This window comes from Streptococcus handemini (assembly GCF_040984445.1).
GTDB lineage: Bacteria > Bacillota > Bacilli > Lactobacillales > Streptococcaceae > Streptococcus > Streptococcus handemini.
Genome location: NZ_JBFRYH010000048.1, coordinates 1 through 17,782, shown reverse-complemented (window position 1 = coordinate 17,782; position 17,782 = coordinate 1). Strand labels below are relative to the sequence as shown.

The following is a 17,782-nucleotide window of genomic DNA, read 5'->3' as shown; positions in this document are numbered from 1 at the left end:
GGTCAAACTGATGGCGGGAAGGCCTTTTTATTTTGCCCTAAACCACTCTACTAGACTATTTTTTTTCAAAATAAAACAGAAAACAAAAAGACAAACCAGACTCTCGACTAGTTTGTCTTCGGTCTAATCTAAGGATATTATATCCTTAGATTTTTTGCTTTTGTCTGGTTAGATTCAATCCCCAAGGGACTAGATTTTCTTCTTTCTTGAGAATACGCTCAATATTTTCCTTGTGTCGCACGATGACAAAGCTACCTAAAAAGAGAATAACAAGTGTAAAGACAAGGTCGTAGTCAGGAATGAGAAAGCCAATACTTGGAAACAACAGAGCTCCGACCATACCAAGGATTGCCCCGATGACACTTGATAAGGATACCATTGATGTTAGGTAAAGTGTGACTGCAAAAACGAGAATGAGGTAGAAACAGAAGAGAGGAGCAAATCCCATTAGCATACCTGCAGATGTTGCAACGGCCTTTCCCCCCTTAAATTGGGCAAAGATTGGAAAGGTATGACCTAAAACGGCAACGAGGCCAAAGATGACTGGAGAAAGCCCTTCGACATGAAGCCAGATAGGGAGAAGGACAGCCAAAGTCCCTTTTAGAAAATCCAATATAAAGACTGCAATACCAGCCTGTTTGCCTAAGACTCGAAAGGTATTGGTTGTTCCAATATTTCCTGAACCGTATTCGCGGATATTTTTTCGGAAAAAGACCTGACCAATCCATAAGCCGGAAGGAATCGAGCCTAATAAGTAAGCAATCAATAAAAATAGTATCGTTTTCATCATATTCCCATTATACCATGAAATGTCTCAACGACCTATGAGATAAACCAAAATAAAATAAGAAAAATGTGACAGCGGAAAGCTACCGCCATTTGCAAAAATAGGAAAAAACCTGTAAGATAGTAAGGATGAACAACACAGGAGGTTCCTTGTGGCAAAAAAGGAAATCAATATTAACAATTACAATGACGATGCGATTCAGGTCTTAGAAGGGTTGGATGCGGTCCGCAAACGTCCCGGAATGTATATCGGTTCAACCGATGGAGCAGGACTACATCATTTGGTTTGGGAAATCGTGGACAATGCAGTCGATGAAGCCCTATCTGGATTCGGTGACAAGATTGACGTCACCATTCACAAAGACGGAAGTTTGAGCGTATCTGACCATGGACGGGGAATGCCTGTCGGCATGCATGCCATGGGGATTCCAACCGTCGAAGTTATTTTTACCGTGCTCCATGCTGGAGGAAAATTCGGTCAGGGTGGTTATAAGACTTCAGGAGGCTTGCATGGTGTAGGCTCTTCTGTGGTAAATGCCCTATCTAGCTGGCTTGAAGTCGAGATTACCCGTGATGGAGCGATTTATCGTCAGCGTTTTGAAAATGGTGGTAAGCCTGTAACAGGTCTTGATAAGGTTGGGACAGCTCCTAAGTCTAAGTCTGGAACCAAGGTTCGTTTTATGCCAGATAGCAGTATTTTTTCAACGACGGATTTCAAGTACAATACCATTGCTGAGCGCTTAAACGAGTCTGCCTTTCTCTTAAAACAAGTCACCTTAACCCTGCTTGATGAGCGGACAGGTGAAGAAAGCCAATTCCACTATGAAAACGGGGTGCAGGATTTCGTTAGCTATCTAAATGAAGACAAGGAAACCTTGACACCTGTTCTTTATTTCGATGGAGAAGAAAGTGGATTTCAAGTTGAAGTGGCACTTCAATACAATGATGGCTATTCAGACAATATTCTTTCCTTTGTCAACAACGTTCGTACCAAAGACGGCGGAACGCATGAAACAGGGCTAAAGTCTGCGATTACCAAGGCTATGAATGACTATGCTAGAAAAACAGGCCTTCTCAAGGAAAAGGACAAAAACTTGGAAGGGTCAGACTACCGCGAAGGTCTAGCAGCTGTCTTGTCTATCTTGGTACCGGAGGAGCATTTGCAGTTTGAAGGACAGACCAAGGACAAGTTAGGTAGTCCCTTGGCTCGCCCAGCAGTTGATAGTATCGTATCTGAAAAATTGACCTTCTTTCTTTTGGAAAATGGCGAATTAGCTTCCAATCTCATTCGCAAGGCGATTCGGGCAAGAGATGCCAGAGAAGCAGCACGCAAAGCTCGAGATGAAAGCCGAAATGGCAAGAAAAACAAGAAAGACAAGGGCCTCTTATCAGGGAAATTAACTCCAGCCCAGTCCAAAAATGCAGCCAAAAATGAACTCTATCTGGTTGAGGGAGATTCAGCCGGCGGTTCTGCCAAACAAGGGCGAGACCGCAAATTCCAAGCTATTCTGCCTCTTCGAGGCAAGGTCATCAATACTGCCAAGGCTAAAATGGCAGATATCCTTAAAAACGAAGAAATCAATACCATGATCTATACCATTGGAGCGGGTGTCGGTTCTGACTTTAATCTGGAAGATGCCAATTATGACAAGATCATCATCATGACCGATGCGGATACCGATGGTGCCCACATTCAGACTCTTCTTCTGACCTTCTTTTACCGCTATATGCGCCCCTTAGTGGAGGCTGGAAAAGTCTATATTGCGTTACCGCCTCTTTACAAGATGAGTAAAGGAAAGGGCAAGCAGGAAAAAATTGCCTATGCGTGGTCAGACAATGAGCTCGAGCAACTCCGCAAGGATTTTGGTAAGGGGGCCAACTTACAGCGCTACAAAGGACTTGGGGAAATGAATGCAGATCAACTCTGGGAAACCACCATGAATCCTGATACCCGCACGCTGATTCGCGTGACTATTGAGGATTTAGCACGAGCTGAACGCCGTGTTTCTGTCCTCATGGGAGACAAAGTAGAGCCACGCCGCAAATGGATTGAAGATAACGTTCGGTTTACCTTGGAAGAAGCGACGATATTCTAGGAGATGAAAATGGATTGGAAATTAGAAACAGATGTCAATGATTGGGTGAAAAGTCAATTTGCACGGATTGGCTTAAAGAAACACCAAGACTATAATGAAGAGTCTGCGATGAGTGAGTATTTGAAAGTAGCACTTGAAGGCTCTGCTAAAACAGCTACTAAAACCAATTTTGGCAAACCAGATTTTCATATGGAAAAGTATAAATTGCCGATTATCATCGAAGATAAACTAAAATTATCAAAAATGGTAGCGAAAACAAAAGATGGTGTGAAGTTTGATGACAAGTCTATCAGTGCTTATGCTGTTAATGGGGCGCTTCATTATTCACGCAGTATGATTGATAGTGGGAAATACAGTGAAGTCATTGCTATTGGGATTGCTGGGGACAATGAAGAAAATGTCGCTATCAATGTCTATTATGTCTTTGGTTCTGCACCCAATGCCTATAAGGAAATGTCATCTGTTTCAACTCTAGACTTTTTGGAAAATGAGAAATCATTTGCAGCATTTTACGAAGAAGCTAGTCTGACGGAAGAAGAAAAACATCAGATTCTCATTGACAGCCAAGCAACCTTGCAATCCTATGCTAAAAAGTTAAATAGATTGATGCACAATCATAATATCACAGCACCACAACGTGTTCTCTATGTGTCTGGTATGCTTTTAGCTATGCAGGAAATTGTCGATATAAATGGCAATCATATTGATGATGGGTTAACTCCAGATGATTTAAAAGGTGTGCAATCTGACGCCAAACGGGATGGCAAGAAAATTGTTGATCAAATTGAATCCTTTTTAGATGAGAGAGCGATTGACTCGGAGAAGAAAAAGTTAATGTTGTCCTCTTTTGGAGAAATATCAAAGGATAGTCAGAGAGATGAGCTGGCGGATAATGATAAGGAAGTAGCTAAGTTGATTGATGGGAAATCATCAGTTACCAAGCAGATTTTTACCTTTATCTATGAATATATCTTTAAATCCATTGATGGTTTAGGTGGTCATATTGACATCATGGGAGAGATGTATTCTGAATTTCTCAAATATGCCCTTGGTGATGGGAAAGAAATTGGAATTGTCTTAACACCGCCCTATGTAACTAAGATGATGGCACAAATCCTTGGAATTCACAAAGATAGCAAGGTCATGGACTTGGCAACAGGGTCAGCAGGTTTCCTTATATCAGCAATGGAGCTGATGATCGATGACACCTATAAACAATTTGGAAAAGGTACATCTGAAGCAGATAAGTCAATCCACCATCTCAAGAAAAACAATCTGTTGGGGATTGAGTTGAATGCGGAAATGTATACCCTAGCGACAACCAATATGATTTTGCGTGGGGATGGCTCTAGCCGCATTGAAAAAGGCTCTGCCTTTAATCGTCCAGAAAGTTTGTTTACTGATTTTAAGGCCAATCGTGTTTTGCTAAACCCTCCGTTTTCTTATGAGGAAAATGGCTTGCCCTTTATCGCTTATGGTTTAGATAAGATGGAAAAGGGTGGTCTGGGTGCGATTATCATCCAAGATAGTGCAGGTTCGGGAAAAGCCATTAAAACAGCCAAATCCATCTTGAGCAAGCATACTCTTCTTGCCTCTATCAAAATGCCTGTGGATTTGTTTGTCCCTATGGCTGGAGTACAAACATCCATTTATATTTTTGAAGCTCATACTCCTCATGACTTTGAGAAAACGGTTAAATTTATTGATTTTAGAAATGATGGCTATAAACGTGCCAAGCGTGGTGTTTCTGAAGTAGATAGTCCAGTTCAACGTTACCAAGATATTATCAAAATCTACAAGGCTGGAAAACTTGCTAAAATAGAGGCGGATTGGGACTTGGAGTCTGCTTATATTGAAGCCTTTATCACCGACAAAGGAAATGACTGGAACTTTGAACAACATCAAATCATTGACACCAAGCCAACCTTAGAGGACTTCAAGAAAACGGTCGCTGACTATCTCTCTTGGGAAGTCACCCAACTCCTCCAACAAAAAGGAGAAGATTTCTCAAAAAAAGCCTAAGCCCAGCTTTGCGGAAGTTAGAAGACGACTTCATCAAAGCAGGGGGCGAGTGGAGAGAATATAGGATTATAGATATTTTCGAGGTTAAGAATACTCATAATATTTTAAGTTCATGGATTACTGAAAATAGTGGTTTGATACCATATGTGACTGCTTCTCAAAATAATAATTCTGTATCTACCTACATAGATTATGATGAAGCTATGTTAGATGAGGGGAATTCTATTTTCATTGGCGGTAAAACTTTGGTAATAAGTTACCAAGATAGAGATTACTTTTCTAATGATAGCCATAATCTTGCTTTGTATTTGAAGGATGAAAAGCATAGGACAAAATTAATCCAACTTTATATGGTTTCTGCTTTATATAAATCTTTAAAACCACTGTATAGTTGGGGTAATTCAATATCTAAACAAAAAATAAAAAATGATTTTGTATTTCTTCCTACACTTCATAACAAAATAGCATTTTCGTATATGGAAAACTACATAAAGGCGCTCGAGGCTGAACGCATCGAGACGCTCGAGGCTTATCTAACAGTAACTGGACTAAAAGATTATCATCTTACAAAAAATGATGAAGAAATACTTGACAGATTCACAAAACTCACCGATACTAAGAGTAGAGTAGAGTAGAGGAATGGGGAAGTTACAATCTTTCTCGATTGTATGGCCCATCAACGAGAGGCAAACGCCTCAAAAGCGCCGATAGGTGCGTTGGGCGTTTGCCATTCGTGACGGCTGGAGAAGATCAAACGGGCATTTCAGATTATATTGGCAATGGTGTTGAGGTTTTTGAACCTCATACTATTACGATTGATATGTTCGGTTCTGCTAAGTATCGTGGGTACAAGTATGGAGCAGATGATCATGTTGCTGTTGTTCATACGGAACATTTGAAACGCCATCGTAGTATGTTTGTTGCAACTTGTATACATCATATCTCTAGTTCTGGACAATTTAGTTATTCACGTAACTTTTATGCAAAAGATGCTGATGAGTTAGAAATTCCCCTCCCTAATGCAAACAAGGAGCCGGACTACGATTTCATGCTTGACTTCATCAAAACTATTGAAAAATTAGTCATCAAAGATTTGGTCGAATGGACGGATAAAAAGATTGAAGCAACCAAAGAGGTAATAGCAGGATAAGTCCCTTTTTTAGAAGAAGGCGTGAAAAGGCCTGCTTTTAAAAAAGGAGACAAACCAGAAAGTGAGCAATTATGGTTTTAGAAAATAAACTTGGGATAGTAGATTCGGCTAGATTAGCAGAAGCTGAAGAGAGAATCAGTAAGAAACAGGCTGCTCTTTTATTTGAAACGGGTCAATTATTTCAAATAGAAATTGGAACCTTTCAAGGTTTGGCGGCTATCCATTCAGCCTTGTTTTCAGAAATTTATGAGTTTGCAGGAAAAATCCGAGATGTTAATATCGCTAAGGATAATTTCCAATTTGCACCTCGGATTTTTCTTGAGCAATCGTTGGCTTACATTGATCGACTTCCTCATGAAACCTTTGATGAAATTGTTGATAAGTATGCTGATATGAATATTGCCCATCCTTTTCGTGAGGGAAATGGCCGAAGTATGCGCATTTGGTTAGATTGTATGCTACGTGAGAAACTGGGAAAAATTGTCGATTGGAATTTGATTGACAAGGACGAGTATTTTAACGCTATGATTCGTAGCCATGTTTCGACAGGTGAACTCAAATATCTTCTCCTGAATGCTCTGACGGATAATCTCAATCAAACTACTTTTTTCAAGGGAGTAGACGCTTCATATTACTACGAAGGGTACAGCTTGTATCAAACGGAAAATCTGTCATCTTAAACACGAACAGAATAAATACCTTTTTAATCTAAGGAAAGGAATCAAATAGGCTCTAAGCCTTCTATCTTACTATGAGTAACATTCAAAATATGTCTCTTGAGGACATTATGGGAGAGCGTTTTGGGCGCTACTCCAAATACATTATTCAGGAGCGTGCATTGCCAGACATTCGCGACGGCTTGAAACCCGTGCAGCGGCGGATTCTTTATTCGATGAATAAGGATGGCAATACCTTTGATAAAGCCTATCGAAAATCAGCCAAGTCTGTCGGAAATATCATGGGGAATTTCCATCCGCATGGGGATTCGTCTATTTACGATGCCATGGTCCGCATGAGTCAGGACTGGAAAAACCGTGAGATTTTAGTCGAAATGCACGGAAACAATGGTTCTATGGACGGGGACCCCCCTGCGGCCATGCGGTATACCGAGGCACGTTTATCTGAAATGGCAGGCTTTTTGCTAGAGGATATCGAAAAGAAAACCGTGCCTTTCGCTTGGAACTTTGACGATACAGAAAAAGAGCCGACCGTTCTACCTGCTGCCTTTCCAAATCTCTTGGTCAATGGGGCGACAGGGATTTCTGCAGGATATGCAACGGACATTCCGCCCCACAATCTCTCAGAGGTCATCGATGCAGCCATTTACATGATTGATCATCCATCGGCCAAGGTGGACAAGCTCATGGAATTCTTGCCAGGACCTGATTTTCCTACAGGAGCCATTATCCAAGGGCGTGATGAAATCAAGAAAGCCTACGAAACGGGAAAAGGGCGTGTGGTTGTGCGGTCTAAGACCGAAATCGAGCAGCTAAAAGGTGGCAAGGAGCAGATTGTTGTCACCGAGATTCCTTATGAAATCAACAAGTCTGTTCTAGTCAAAAAGATTGACGATGTGCGGGTCAATAATAAGGTGGCAGGGATTGCGGAAGTTCGCGATGAATCCGACCGGACGGGCTTACGAATTGCTATTGAACTAAAAAAAGAGGCCAATCGTGACTTGATTTTGAATTATCTCTTCAAATACACGGATTTACAGGTCAACTATAATTTCAACATGGTGGCAATTGATCATTTCACTCCGCGTCAGGTTGGGATTGTGCCGATTTTGACGAGCTATATTGCCCACCGCAAAGAAGTTATCTTGGCCCGCAGCCGTTTTGACAAGGCCAAGGCTGAAAAACGCCTCCACATTGTTGAGGGCTTGATTCGGGTGATTTCCATCTTGGATGAAGTTATCGCCCTGATTCGTGCCAGTGAAAACAAATCGGATGCTAAGGAAAATCTCAAAATCAGCTATGAGTTTACTGAGGAGCAAGCAGAAGCGATTGTGACCTTGCAGCTCTATCGCTTGACCAATACCGACGTTGTGGTTCTTGAGGAAGAAGAAGCAGAGCTCCGCGAGCAAATTGCCTACTTGGCTGCTATTATCGGCGATGAGCGTACTATGTACAACCTCATGAAAAAAGAACTCCGTGAAGTCAAAAAGAAATTTGGCAATCCGCGCCTTAGTGAATTGCAAGATACGGCTAAGACCATTGAAATCGATACAGCGAGCCTTGTGGTGGAAGAAGAAACCTATGTGAGCATTACCAAGGCAGGCTACATCAAACGCACCAGCCCTCGTTCCTTTGCGGCTTCAACAGTGGAAGAAATCGGCAAGCGTGACGATGATCGCTTGGTCTTTATGAGTGTAGCAAAGACTACCCAGCAACTCTTGCTGTTCACGAATCTTGGCAATGTCATTTATCGACCTGTCCACGAGTTGTCTGATATCAAGTGGAAAGAAATCGGCGAACACCTCAGCCAGACGATTTCTAATTTTGAAGTTCGTGAAGAAATCATCTATGCGGAATTAGTAGATAATTTTGATGCAGGTGTCTATATTGCCGCGACGAAAATGGGTCAAATCAAGCGTGTCGAGCGCAGTGAGTTCAGCCCTTGGCGAACCTACAAGTCGAAATCCCTTAAATTTGCCAAATTAAAAAACGATGAGGACCAAGTCCTTTTGGTCACCCCTGTTCAGCTCGAAGATGTCATGATTATCACAAGAAATGGCTATGCACTGCGCTTTAACAGCGAAGAAGTACCAGTTGTGGGAGCTAAGGCAGCAGGTGTCAAGGCGATTAATCTAAAAGGGGATGATACCGTGGTTGCAGCCTTCCTTGTATCCAGCAAGGCCTTCTATCTCTTGACCCAGCGTGGAGCGCTGAAAAAAGTAGCAGTTGAGGAGATTCCAGCAACGAGCCGTGCCAACCGAGGCTTGCAGGTTCTGCGTGAATTGAAGGCCAAACCGCACCGTGTCTTTGTTGCGGGGATTGTTCAAGGAGAAGCAATTGAGGTTGACTTGTTCCACCAAGGTGAAACCCCAGAAGAAAGCCAAATCTTGAAAGTCATTTCGAACACAGCTCAAGTATACGAAATCAACCTTTCAGACCTTTCCTTCTCAGAACGCACTAGCAATGGCAGCTTTATTTCAGATACTATTTCTGATGAAGAAGTGAGCGATGCTTATATCGTATAAGGAAAATCAGCCTTGTGCTGGTTTTTCTTTAGATGAAATTATCTGAAAATTGAAAACACTACTTGAAAATCTAGAAAAATGGTGTACAATAGTAAGCACAGAGTTAAAAAGGAGAAGCCTATGACCGTATCACTGGACTGGGAAAATCTTGGATTTTCCTATATGAAATTACCCTATCGTTATCTTGCAACTTATAATGACGGAAAATGGAATGAAGGAAGCCTGACAGAAGATGAGACTCTTCATCTCTCTGAATCATCGCCTGCCCTTCACTACGGGCAGCAAGCTTTTGAGGGCTTAAAGGCTTATCGGACCAAGGACGGTTCTATCCAACTTTTCCGTCCGGACCAAAATGCTGAGCGCTTGCAACGGACTGCTGATCGTCTTCTCATGCCCCAGGTGCCGACTGAGATGTTCGTAGAGGCCTGTAAAGCAGTAGCGAGGGCAAATAGCGATTACGTACCTCCCTACGGAACAGGTGGAACGCTTTATCTACGTCCATTGTTGATTGGTGTTGGGGATATTATTGGTGTGAAGCCAGCCGAGGAATATATCTTTACCGTCTTTGCCATGCCAGTTGGGAACTATTTCAAGGGCGGACTTGCTCCAACTAATTTTCTCATTCAAGATCAATATGACCGTGCAGCGCCTCACGGAACAGGTGCAGCAAAAGTCGGTGGGAATTATGCGGCCTCTCTTTTACCGGGTCAGTATGCTAAGGAAAAAGGTTTTTCAGATGTGATTTATCTTGATCCAGCGACCCATACTAAGATTGAGGAAGTCGGCTCTGCCAATTTCTTTGGGATTACCAAAAACAACGAATTTGTCACGCCAATTAGTCCTTCCATCCTACCGTCTATCACAAAATATTCTCTCTTGTACCTGGCAGAACACCGCTTAGGGATGAAAGCAGTCGAGCGCGAGGTCTGGGTCGATGAATTGCCAGAATTTATCGAAGCAGGTGCCTGTGGAACAGCTGCTGTAATCTCTCCAATTGGTGGTGTACAGCACGGAGAAGACTTCCATGTATTCTATAGCGAAACAGAAGTGGGGCCCGTTACCCGTAGGCTTTATGAAGAACTAACAGGTATCCAATTTGGTGATATTGAAGCGCCAGCAGGATGGATTGTAAAAGTGGATGAAAACTAGGGCTTGCACTTGCAAGCTCTATTCTTTTTGTGTACAATGGAGAAAGTGAGGTTTGATATGAGTAAAAAAGATAAAAAAATTGAAATCCAACTAGAAGAAAGTAATGTTCAAGTCAATGGTGAAACGTTTCCTGGCTATACCTTAACCATTGGTAAAAAGGTAATTGGTGAGATTGCGGAATTGGCAGAACACCATTTTGCAGTTGTAAAAAGCGGAAATACAGAAAGTTTCTATAAAAAACTCGAAAAAGCAGTCGGAAATGTGATTGAAAATTACAATTTGCACCACTAACCTCTTGTAATGGTGACTAGTTTATGATAGAATAGTCACTATCGGTACTTTGGAGAGATAGCGAAGAGGCTAAACGCGGCGGACTGTAAATCCGCTCCTTCGGGTTCGGGGGTTCGAATCCCTCTCTCTCCATATCTAAGATACAAAGACCGCGGAAATTGACAGAAAAAATAGGAAATTGGCGAATTGAACATTGTTCAAGAGACAATTTATCTTTTTTTCCGAAATTTCAGGTCGTGTTCAATTAGATAGGATACGAGTGCGTTAAAAATCCCGTATGAAAATAGAAGAGTGACGCTGAGTCTTTAGACTCAAGGAAGTCTGTACCTAAAGGTAGCCACATCTGTAATCCGATTAAAACCGGAACAGTTGCGTCTCTTTTTCACTAGGGATTTAGCACGAGTTCAGTTCTAAATGAACTGGATAGTAGGTATCTACATTGGGGTATAGCCAAGCGGTAAGGCAAGGGACTTTGACTCCCTCATGCGTTGGTTCGAATCCAGCTACCCCAGTCAAGGTATTAGGAAGTTCCTAATTCGTCAAAGATGCTCTTTTGTTTGTCCTTGCGTGTGCCTTAATAAAATATATTTTATGTTGAGTCGAGAGACTTGATTGTCGGAGGTTTTTTTATAATGAACGAATTTGAAGATTTGTTGAACAGTGTAAGTGAAGTTGCACCTGGTGATGTAGTAACTGCAGAAGTATTGACAGTAGATGCTGGTCAAGCAAATGTAGCTATTTCTGGAACGGGTGTTGAAGGTGTCCTAACTCTTCGTGAGTTGACAAACGACCGTGAAGCTGACATCAACGAACTAGTTAAAGTTGGTGAAACGCTTGAATTGCTTGTACTTCGCCAAGTCGTTGGTAAAGATACAGACACTGTTACCTATCTTGTATCGAAAAAGCGTTTGGAAGCACGCAAAGCATGGGACAAACTTGTTGGACGCGAAGATGAAGTTGTTACTGTTAAAGTAACTCGCGCAGTAAAAGGTGGCTTGTCAGTTGAATTTGAAGGATTACGTGGATTTATCCCAGCTTCAATGATTGATACTCGTTTCACTCGTAATACTGAGCGTTTTGTTGGTCAAGAATTTGATGCGAAAATCAAAGAAGTTGATCCAGCAGAGAACCGTTTCATCTTGTCACGACGTGATGTAGTGGAAGAAACAGCTGCTGCAGCTCGTCAAGAAGTATTTAGCAAATTGACTGTTGGTGAAAACGTAACAGGTAAAGTTGCTCGTATTACAAGCTTCGGTGCCTTTATCGATCTTGGTGGTGTAGACGGACTTGTTCACTTGACTGAATTGTCACATGAACGCAACGTATCACCTAAATCAGTTGTAACTGTCGGTGACGAAGTTGAAGTAAAAGTTCTTGCGATTGACGAAGAAGAAGGTCGTGTATCACTTTCATTGAAAGCTACAACACCTGGACCATGGGACGGCGTTGAGCAAAAATTAGCTGCTGGTGATGTTATTGAAGGTAAAGTAAAACGTCTAACTGACTTCGGTGCTTTCGTAGAAGTATTGCCAGGAATTGATGGACTTGTACATATCTCACAAATTTCACACAAACGTGTTGAAAATCCAAAAGATGCACTTACAGTTGGTCAAGATGTAACAGTTAAGGTTCTTGAAGTAAACGCTGCGGATGAGCGTGTATCACTTTCTATCAAGGCTTTGGAAGAACGTCCAGCTGCAGCTGAAGGCGAAGAAAAAGCTGAAAAACGTGAATCACGCCCACGTCGTCCAAAACGTCAAGAAAAACGTGATTTTGAACTTCCAGAAACTCAAACTGGATTCTCAATGGCTGACCTTTTCGGTGACATTGAGTTGTAATGTTGAATGACTTGCGAAAAGCAAGTCATTCTCTTGCCGTCCTTAGTGTAATGGATATCACGTAAGATTCCGGTTCTTGAGATGGGGGTTCGATTCCCTCAGGACGGATTACATAACACGAAAAGCCTTGATTTGGAAGGCTTTTTTCTCATTTATAGCTAGATAAGGAGAAGTGATGCTACATTTTGAAAATGATTATAATAAGGGAGCACATCCTGCACTATTGGAGGCTCTTGTTTCAACGAATGATTTGGGCTTATCGGGCTATGGCACAGATGAGTATAGTCATCGAGCCAGCGAGAAAATTCGACAGGCAACAATGTGTCCTCAGGCCGAGATTACCTTTTTGACAGGAGGCACTCAGACCAATCAAGTGGTGATTGATGCCCTCTTAGCTTCCTACGAGGGCGTTATAGCAGCAGACACTGGGCATATTGCAGTCCATGAGGCTGGAGCGATTGAATTTTCAGGCCACAAGGTATTGACAGTACCTCATCAGAATGGAAAGGTTCAAGCAAGCGCTGTCCGTCACTTGTTGGAAAGTTTTTATGCAGATGCCAATCAAGAGCACATGGTCCTTCCAGGAATGGTATACATCTCGCATCCAACAGAATACGGAACTCTCTATAGCAAAGAGGAGCTAACTGATTTAGCAACGGTTTGTAAGGACTATCAGATTCCACTCTTCTTAGACGGTGCGCGTCTGGGCTATGGATTAGCAGCACGTTCGACAGACCTTGATTTGCCAACGATTGCAGAATTGACAGATGTCTTTTCTATCGGTGGTACAAAAATGGGGGCATTGATGGGAGAAGCCGTTGTCTTTACAAAAATGAATCAACCCAAGCGTTTTACGACCATTGTCAAACAACATGGCGCCCTTCTGGCAAAGGGCCGTTTGACAGGTGTCCAGTTTGACCGTTTCTTTACAGATGATTTGTATGTGCAGTTGGGGACGCATGCGATTGAAATGGCAGAGCAGCTGATTGTCTTACTAGAAGAAAAAAACTACCGCTTTTATCTCAAATCCCCGACCAATCAGCAGTTTTTATTGGTAACTAATGAGGAAATGGGAAGGCTGGATAAAGCAGGTATTTGCTACGGTTTTTGGGAAAAGTATGATGATACCGATACCATTATCCGCCTAGCTACCAGCTGGTCGACTACTCAGGAAGATATCAATGCTTTGGCGCAGGTCTTGTAGGATTCATAGTGAAAAGCTCTGTCACAACAGAGTTTTTCTATCTCTCAAGCTCTAAAATTTGGTATAATGGTATGATAGATAAAATGAGGATGGATAGTAGATGATTTATTTAGATAATGCGGCGACCACGCGTCCTTATCCTGAGGCTCTTGCGACCTATACAGAAGTTGCCACTAAGATTTGGGGTAATCCGTCCAGTTTACATAAGCTGGGCAGTCAAGCAACCCGAATCTTACAGGCTTCTAGGAAGCAAATTGCAGACTTACTTGGCGTTCTGCCTCAGGAGATTTTTTTCACCTCTGGTGGCACTGAAGGAGATAACTGGATTATCAAGGGTGTTGCCTTTGAAAAGGCACAATTTGGCAAGCACATTATTGTGTCTGATATTGAACATCCTGCGGTTAAGGAATCGGCACTTTGGTTGAAAACGCAAGGGTTTGACGTCGATTTTGCACCTGTTGATCAGCAAGGTTTTGTTGATGTGGAGAAATTGACTACACTACTGCGGCCTGATACGATTTTAGTTTCTGTCATGGCTGTCAATAACGAGATTGGTTCCATCCAGCCCATTCAAGCTATTTCAGACTTGCTCAAAGACAAGCCCACCATTTCCTTTCATGTAGATGCTGTACAGGCCTTGGCTAAGATTCCGACCGTAAACTATCTGACCGACCGTGTTGATTTTGCGACTTTTTCTAGCCATAAATTCCACGGTGTTCGAGGTGTCGGCTTTACCTATATCAAAAATGGTAAGAAAATTACACCGCTTCTAACAGGTGGCGGTCAGGAAGTAGATAAGCGCTCCACGACTGAAAACCTGGCAGGGATTGCAGCGACAGCTAGGGCTCTTCGACTAGCGATGGAGCGGCAGGAAGCTTTTGCCCAAAAAACCAGTCAGATGAAGCAAGTCTTGCTTCAAGGATTATCTGCCTATGAAGACATTCGGATTTTTTCAGGTAAAGACCAGTTTGCACCGCATATTCTGACCTTCGGTCTCAAAGGAGTTCGGGGAGAGGTCTTAGTCCATGCCTTTGAGGAGTATGGTATCTATGTTTCAACGACCTCGGCCTGCTCGTCAAAGGCTGGAAAACCCGCTGGAACACTTTTATCCATGGGGGTTCAATCTCAGCTTGCAACAACAGCTGTTCGCATGAGTTTGGATTTGGAAAATGATATGAGTCAAATAGAGCAGGTACTGACGACCTTTAAAATCATTTATGAACAAACGAGAAAAGTAAGATAGAAAGAGAAAGCATGCAGTATTCAGAAATTATGATTCGCTACGGAGAATTGTCTACCAAAGGCAAAAATCGGATGCGGTTTATCAACAAACTCAGAAATAATATACAGGATGTCTTATCCATATATCCAGCAGTGAAAGTCATGGCCGATCGCGATCGAGCCCATGTCTATCTCCACGGGACAGACTATAAGCCAGTCGCTGAAAGCCTCAAACAGATTTTCGGAATTCAAAATTTTTCTCCGTCTTATAAGATTGAGAAATCCGTTCCAGCCTTGGTTGCAGCGGTGCAAGAAATTATGACGGAAATCTACCAAGAAGGCATGACCTTCAAGGTATCCAGCAAGCGGAGCGACCATGGCTTTGAACTGGATAGCCGTGAGCTTAATCAAACCTTGGGAAATGCCGTTTTTGAGGCCATTCCTCATGTTCAAGTCATGATGAAGGCGCCAGACATTGAGTTGAGAGTGGAAATTCGCTCTGAAGCTGCCTATATTTCCTACGAAACCATTCGTGGGGCGGGCGGGCTTCCTGTCGGAACATCTGGCAAGGGGATGCTCATGCTGTCTGGAGGAATTGATTCGCCAGTAGCTGGTTATTTAGCTCTTAAACGCGGTGTGGATATTGAAGCAGTGCATTTTGCTAGTCCTCCTTATACCAGTCCAGGTGCGCTCAAAAAAGCGCAGGATTTGACGCGGAAACTGACCAAGTTTGGTGGCAATATCCAGTTTATCGAAGTTCCATTTACTGAAATCCAAGAAGAAATTAAAGCCAAGGCGCCTGAAGCCTATCTGATGACTCTGACTCGTCGTTTCATGATGCGGATTACCGACCGTATTCGTGAAGAACGTGGTGGCCTTGTGATCATCAATGGAGAAAGTCTAGGACAAGTGGCTAGTCAGACCTTGGAAAGTATGCAGGCCATTAACGCTGTGACCAATACCCCTGTCATCCGTCCAGTTGTGACCATGGACAAGCTAGAAATCATTGATATTGCGGAGAAAATTGATACCTTTGAGATTTCCATTCAGCCTTTTGAAGATTGCTGTACTATTTTTGCACCGGACCGTCCAAAGACCAATCCTAAGATTAAAAATGTCGATCAGTACGAAAGCCGCTTGGATGTAGAGGGACTGGTAGAGAGAGCGGTTAGTGGTATTATGGTGACAGAAATTACCCCTCAGGCAGAAAAAGATGAAGTCGATGATTTGATTAGCGATTTGTTGTAGAACGCGTTTAACAAATACGATATTTGTCAGATAGAAGGAGTTTTATGAAAAAAGGTGCATTAACAGGGTTACTCCTGTTTGGAATATTTTTTGGTGCGGCAAATTTAATTTTTCCGCCCTCTTTGGGAGCTTTATCAGGGGATCAATTTTGGCCTGCAGTAGCAGGATTCGTTGTATCGGGAGTAGGAATTGCGGTCTTAACATTGATTATCGGAACCTTAAATCCTAAAGGGTATGTTCATGAGATTTCACGGAAAATCTCTCCGCTGTTTGCGACAGTTTATCTCGTAGCGCTTTATTTGGCGATTGGGCCCTTTTTTGCGATTCCACGGACGGCAGCAACATCATTTGATATGGGAATTGCTCCTTTGCTGAGTGATGGAGGAAACGCTTTAGCGCTTCTTGTTTTTACGTTGCTCTATTTCTTAGCGGCTTACGCCATCGCTTTACGTCCATCAAAGATTTTGGATAGCATTGGGCGCCTCTTAACTCCTGTTTTTGCCCTATTAATTATCGTTTTAGTAGTGATGGGCATTTTCAAATTTGGAACCAATCCCCCTTTGCCAGCTAGTGAGACTTATACGGCTGGAAAAGCCTTTGGAACAGGATTTATCGAAGGTTATAACACCTTGGATGCCTTAGCTTCGGTCGCCTTTAGCGTTATTGCGGTCAATACATTGAAGCAATTTGGCCTATCGAGCAAAAAAGAGTATATGACAACGATTTGGATTGTCGGTATTTTAGTGGCAGTGGCGTTTAGCATCTTATATATCGGCCTTGCTTATCTTGGAAATCATTTCCCTGTACCAGCGGATATAATGGCTTCGGATGCCAATAAGGGTGTTTATATTTTGTCACAAGCAACACAACAAATTTTTGGACCAGTTGCTCAAATTTTCCTAGCCTTGATGGTGACTGTGACCTGCTTTACAACGACGGTAGGCTTGATTGTATCGACAGGCGAATTTTTCGCAGGACGCTTTCCACAACTTTCTTACAAAGTTTATGCAACTGTCTTTACTCTGATAGGATTTGCCATTGCAAATCTTGGATTAACGAAGATTATTGCCTACTCCGTACCGGTATTATTGGTCTTATATCCGATTACGATTTGCATTGTCTTGATTATTATAGCTAATAAATTCTTTCCGCTTTCCATACACGGCATGCGCTTGACAGTAGGGATTGTATTGTTTATGTCACTTTTGGAAGTCCTCGCTGGGAAAATGGAGTGGACCAGTATTAGCACCTTCTTTGCAAATCTTCCGCTAGGAGCTCAATCTTTAGCTTGGTTGCTGCCAGCTATTGCAGGGATTGCCCTCTCTCTTTTCTTACCACATAAACAAGAAAGTGAAGAGTTTGAACTATAAAAAAGAGATCATTGTGCAACGATAGCTAAAAAACGAAAACAACCAAGGGAGCTATGGTATCTGTTTTCCTTCATTCACGCTAAATTTCAAGTTCAAGTTAGCCAGTCTGTAAAAATTCTCTAGGAGATTTGTAACCCAATATCTTCTTTGGATAGTTGTTAATCCAGTTTTCAATAAATGCGACTTGTTGTTGCGTCGCATTTTT

General features: G+C 42.4%; 14 protein-coding genes, 3 tRNA genes and 1 pseudogene. 16 read left to right on the top strand and 2 right to left on the bottom strand.

All coding sequences use genetic code 11. From position 1 onward, the window contains the following. Window positions 1–145 precede the first annotated feature (145 nt). Window positions 146–790 carry a glycerol-3-phosphate 1-O-acyltransferase PlsY gene (gene plsY / locus ABPH35_RS07915; protein ID WP_349989196.1) on the bottom strand — a complete coding sequence of 215 codons (645 nt, stop codon included), beginning with the start codon at window positions 788–790 and terminating at the stop codon, window positions 146–148. 148 nt (window positions 791–938) lie between these two features. Here plsY and parE point away from each other — a divergent pair, with 148 nt between their 5' ends. The 16 genes from parE (at window position 939) to brnQ (ending at window position 17,577) form a co-directional block, all read left to right on the top strand. Beyond that, on the top strand, window positions 939–2,882 hold the full coding sequence (parE, locus tag ABPH35_RS07910) for a DNA topoisomerase IV subunit B (protein ID WP_368849700.1): 1,944 nt from the start codon (window positions 939–941) through the stop codon (window positions 2,880–2,882). A gap of 3 nt (window positions 2,883–2,885) precedes the next feature. Continuing rightward, window positions 2,886–4,904 carry an HsdM family class I SAM-dependent methyltransferase gene (locus tag ABPH35_RS07905; RefSeq protein ID WP_349989198.1) on the top strand — a complete coding sequence of 673 codons (2,019 nt, stop codon included), beginning with the start codon at window positions 2,886–2,888 and terminating at the stop codon, window positions 4,902–4,904. Between the two features lie 8 nt (window positions 4,905–4,912). After that, complete coding sequence (locus ABPH35_RS07900) at window positions 4,913–5,539, top strand: restriction endonuclease subunit S (RefSeq protein ID WP_368849699.1); 627 nt, start codon at window positions 4,913–4,915, stop codon at window positions 5,537–5,539. A gap of 98 nt (window positions 5,540–5,637) precedes the next feature. Beyond that, window positions 5,638–6,054 carry a hypothetical protein gene (locus tag ABPH35_RS07895; protein WP_405054569.1) on the top strand — a complete coding sequence of 139 codons (417 nt, stop codon included), beginning with the start codon at window positions 5,638–5,640 and terminating at the stop codon, window positions 6,052–6,054. A 71-nt stretch (window positions 6,055–6,125) separates the two neighbouring features. Next, the gene (gene fic / locus ABPH35_RS07890) at window positions 6,126–6,734 is read left to right on the top strand and encodes a protein adenylyltransferase Fic (protein WP_349989202.1); all 609 of its coding nucleotides are present in this window, start codon (window positions 6,126–6,128) and stop codon (window positions 6,732–6,734) included. A gap of 71 nt (window positions 6,735–6,805) precedes the next feature. Next, window positions 6,806–9,256, top strand: coding sequence for a DNA topoisomerase IV subunit A (gene parC, locus ABPH35_RS07885; RefSeq protein WP_349989203.1), 2,451 nt, complete (start codon window positions 6,806–6,808; stop codon window positions 9,254–9,256). Between the two features lie 78 nt (window positions 9,257–9,334). Continuing rightward, window positions 9,335–10,405, top strand: a complete 1,071-nt coding sequence (locus ABPH35_RS07880; RefSeq protein WP_349989205.1) for a branched-chain amino acid aminotransferase — start codon at window positions 9,335–9,337, stop codon at window positions 10,403–10,405. Window positions 10,406–10,462: 57 nt separating this feature from the next. Then, a complete protein-coding gene (locus ABPH35_RS07875) occupies window positions 10,463–10,696 on the top strand; it encodes a DUF2969 domain-containing protein (RefSeq protein WP_349989206.1) in 234 nt (77 codons plus the stop codon). A 51-nt stretch (window positions 10,697–10,747) separates the two neighbouring features. Continuing rightward, window positions 10,748–10,828: transfer RNA gene (locus ABPH35_RS07870), tRNA-Tyr, on the top strand. A 308-nt stretch (window positions 10,829–11,136) separates the two neighbouring features. Then, window positions 11,137–11,208, top strand: a tRNA-Gln gene (locus ABPH35_RS07865). A 120-nt stretch (window positions 11,209–11,328) separates the two neighbouring features. Further along, window positions 11,329–12,534 (top strand): 30S ribosomal protein S1, encoded by a 1,206-nt coding sequence (rpsA, locus tag ABPH35_RS07860; protein ID WP_349989207.1) that lies wholly within the window; start codon window positions 11,329–11,331, stop codon window positions 12,532–12,534. A gap of 36 nt (window positions 12,535–12,570) precedes the next feature. Further along, window positions 12,571–12,642: transfer RNA gene (locus tag ABPH35_RS07855), tRNA-Arg, on the top strand. A gap of 67 nt (window positions 12,643–12,709) precedes the next feature. Next, window positions 12,710–13,738, top strand: coding sequence for a threonine aldolase family protein (locus ABPH35_RS07850; RefSeq protein ID WP_349989209.1), 1,029 nt, complete (start codon window positions 12,710–12,712; stop codon window positions 13,736–13,738). Window positions 13,739–13,838: 100 nt separating this feature from the next. Then, the gene (locus tag ABPH35_RS07845) at window positions 13,839–14,981 is read left to right on the top strand and encodes a cysteine desulfurase family protein (protein ID WP_349989210.1); all 1,143 of its coding nucleotides are present in this window, start codon (window positions 13,839–13,841) and stop codon (window positions 14,979–14,981) included. Window positions 14,982–14,992: 11 nt separating this feature from the next. Then, window positions 14,993–16,207, top strand: a complete 1,215-nt coding sequence (gene thiI, locus ABPH35_RS07840; protein WP_349989211.1) for a tRNA uracil 4-sulfurtransferase ThiI — start codon at window positions 14,993–14,995, stop codon at window positions 16,205–16,207. 44 nt (window positions 16,208–16,251) lie between these two features. After that, entirely contained in the window at window positions 16,252–17,577 is a 1,326-nt protein-coding gene (brnQ, locus tag ABPH35_RS07835; protein WP_349989212.1) for a branched-chain amino acid transport system II carrier protein, read from the top strand. Between the two features lie 97 nt (window positions 17,578–17,674). Here brnQ and ABPH35_RS07830 read toward each other — a convergent pair. Next, window positions 17,675–17,782, bottom strand: a pseudogene (locus tag ABPH35_RS07830) (IS30 family transposase); the annotation flags it as partial.